Origin of the sequence: Robiginitalea sp. (assembly GCF_049588695.1) — a bacterium.
Classification (GTDB): domain Bacteria; phylum Bacteroidota; class Bacteroidia; order Flavobacteriales; family Flavobacteriaceae; genus Robiginitalea.
Genome location: NZ_JBAVZJ010000196.1, coordinates 1 through 3016 on the forward strand (window position 1 = coordinate 1; position 3016 = coordinate 3016).

Below are 3016 nucleotides of genomic sequence, written 5' to 3' on the forward strand. Positions count from 1 at the left end.
ATGAACCTCTGGGCGCTTTACCCACGGCAGTTCTGTATGCTTTAACGATATAGGCGTCTTTCATGGTTTGCACTCTTTGTATTCGGTTAATTTCTCAATGGTTTTCCGGTTTTCAGCATGTGCTGAATCCGTTCTAGTGTTTTGCGTTCTGTACACAGGGAGAGGAAAGCCTCTCGCTCCAGATCCAGCAGATATTGTTCGCTTACAAAACTCGCTTCGGAGAGGTCACCCCCGGCCATCACGTAGGCCAGTTTGTTGGCTATCTTTTTATCGTGATCTGAAATGTAGCGCCCTGTTTCCATAGAATCTGTGCCTACCAGGAACATTCCCAGCGCTTGTTTTCCAAGGACTTTTACATCCTTGCCGGGTACGGGTTTGGTATACCCGGATTCGGCGATAATTTTTGCATGGGCCTTGGCGGTAGCAATCTGCCGATCTTTATTGACTATTATAACGTCCTTGCCTTTTTGAAGGATGCCCAGGTCAAAAGCTTCATAGGCTGAGGTGGAAACCTTGGCTGTGGCCACGGTCAGAAAATATTCCCTCAGGGTATTGAGTTCCACATCATCCTTGCGGAAGTGCGAGGCTGCCCTCAGGGCCATCTCCTTGGATCCGCCTCCTCCGGGAATGACGCCAACACCGAATTCCACCAGGCCGATATACGTCTCGGCCGCGGCCACGACTTTGTCGGCATGCATACTGAGTTCACATCCACCGCCAAGGGTCATCCCGTGGGGGGCTGCCACTACGGGGATGGAACTGTAACGCATACGCATCATAGTATCCTGGAAATACTTGATAGCCATGTTGAGCTCGTCGTACTCCTGTTCCGCCGCCATCATAAAGATCATTCCTATATTGGCGCCAACAGAGAAATTAGGTCCCTGATTCCCAACGACTATACCCTGAAAATCTTTTTCAGCCATGTCGACGGCCTTGTTGAGGCCCGCGAGCACATCTCCCCCAATGGTATTCATTTTGGAGCGGAATTCTACATTCAGGATTCCATCGCCCAGGTCTTCGACGACCACCCCGCTGTTTTTAAAGACTTCTTTGGACTTGCGAATATTATCCAGGATGATGAATCCGTCCTGGCCGGGAACTTTTTGATAGGCCTTCCCGGGGATGTCGTAAAAATATGTCGCTCCGTCTTTTACGTCATAGAAGGAAGAGATTCCCGCAGCCTTCATCTCGGCAACCCAGGGGGCTGCTGTCTGGTCGCTCGCGGCTATAAGTTCCAGGCCCTTATCGAGTCCGATGGCGTCCCAAATCTGGAAGGGCCCGTGTTCCCATCCGAAACCGGCTTTCATGGCATCGTCGATCTTAAACAGGGCATCGGTAATCTCGGGTATCCGGTAGCTCACATAGGCAAAGAGTGCCCCGAAGCTTTTGCGGTAGAATGCCCCGGCCTTATCTTTCCCCCCTACAAGCACGGGGAATCGGTCGATTACAGCGTCAATGGATTTCGTAAGCTCCAGGGTGGCGAACTTTGCTTTCTGCTGCGTCCGGTACTCCATTTTATCCAGGTCCAGACTCATAATTTGGCTGGAGCCGTCGTCTTTTCGAACTTTCTTATAAAAACCCTGTCCGGTTTTGCTTCCGAGCCAAGATTCTGCAACCATTTTTTCAATGTAATCCGGTAACTGGAAGAGCTCGTGCCGCTCGTCTTTCGGACAATTTTCACCAATGCCATTGGCCACGTGCACCAGCGTATCCAGACCCACTACGTCGACCGTTCTGAAGGTTGCGGATTTGGGCCTGCCGATTACCGGGCCTGTGAGTTTGTCCACTTCCTCGATAGTCATTCCAAGATCCTTGATTGTGTGGAACAGGCTCATGATACTAAAGATCCCGATGCGGTTCCCGATAAAAGCAGGCGTGTCCTGTGCCAGGACGGAGGTTTTTCCGAGAAACTTCTCCCCGTAGGAAATGAGGAAATCTAGAACTTCTTTTTTGGTCTCGGGCCCGGGAATGACTTCAAAGAGTTTCAAGTACCGGGGTGGGTTAAAGAAGTGTGTCCCACAAAAATGTTGTTGGAAATCTGCGCTCCGACCCTCACTCATATAGTGAATGGGGATCCCGGAGGTGTTTGAGGTAATGAGGGTTCCGGGCTTTCGATGGGCCTCCAGTTTTTCGAAGACTTGTTTTTTAATGTCCAGGCGTTCCACGACCACTTCAATGATCCAGTCCACGTCGGAGACTCCCGCTATATCATCTTCCAAATTCCCCGTTTTTATGCGGCTGGCAAAACTTTTGTGGTAAATGGGAGAAGGTTTTGATTTTAGCGCAGCTGCCAGGGCATCATTGACCAGGCGATTTCGCACAACCTTATCTTCCAGGGAAAGGCCCCTGGCGGTTTCCTTGTCTGTAAGTTCTCGCGGTACGATGTCCAGTAAAAGCACCTCGACTCCAATATTGGCAAAATGGCAGGCAATCCCGCTACCCATGATTCCGGATCCGACAACCGCTACCTTATTAATATGTCTGTTCATCTATATAGGGATATTAGGTATTAGTAGATTTTTCTTTGAAATAAATTTTCTTTTCCGAGATAAGTTGATTGATACAACCCACCACTGAAAAGAAACCGTCAAGCTGCCCCTGGGTTACATGTTCCCGGACCGTTTCATTAAATCTTAAGACCACATTTTTGGAATCTGCCCGCTTTTCGCGACCGAAGTCCGTAAGATGGATCAGCACGCCCCGCCCATCGTCGGGATTGGGACGGCGTTCAATCAGTCCTTTGACCTCCATATTTTTGAGGATACGCGAAAGGCTTGTCGCCTCCATGCCCATTTTTGGTCCGAGGGCCGTCGAAGGGGTCCCTGTTTTAGGGTCGATACTTAAGAGGGTAAACCCGACAGCCATCGTGCTGTCGAATTGTTTGGCCTCTTCATTATACATCCGTGCAATAGCTTGCCAGGTAGACCTGAGGGCGTAATCTATAGTGATATCCTTCATATCTCGATTCAGGATTCCAAATATAGAAAAATTTATTATGCATGCATAATAAATT

2 protein-coding genes are annotated in these 3016 nt (G+C 49.4%); both read right to left on the reverse strand.

Translation table 11 applies throughout. The features are described from left to right. Positions 1–86: 86 nt before the first annotated feature. Positions 87–2492, reverse strand: coding sequence for a 3-hydroxyacyl-CoA dehydrogenase NAD-binding domain-containing protein (locus WBV75_RS04755; protein WP_424119503.1), 2406 nt, complete (start codon positions 2490–2492; stop codon positions 87–89). Between the two features lie 13 nt (positions 2493–2505). Next, positions 2506–2961 (reverse strand): MarR family winged helix-turn-helix transcriptional regulator, encoded by a 456-nt coding sequence (locus WBV75_RS04760; protein WP_424119504.1) that lies wholly within the window; start codon positions 2959–2961, stop codon positions 2506–2508. Positions 2962–3016 lie beyond the last annotated feature (55 nt).

Bases quoted from the DNA above. Each gene is read 5' to 3' on its own strand.
- WBV75_RS04760 (WP_424119504.1), bottom strand. From the start codon at position 2,961: ATGAAGGATATCACTATAGATTACGCCCTCAGGTCTACCTGGCAAGCT.
- WBV75_RS04755 (WP_424119503.1), bottom strand. From the start codon at position 2,492: ATGAACAGACATATTAATAAGGTAGCGGTTGTCGGATCCGGAATCATG.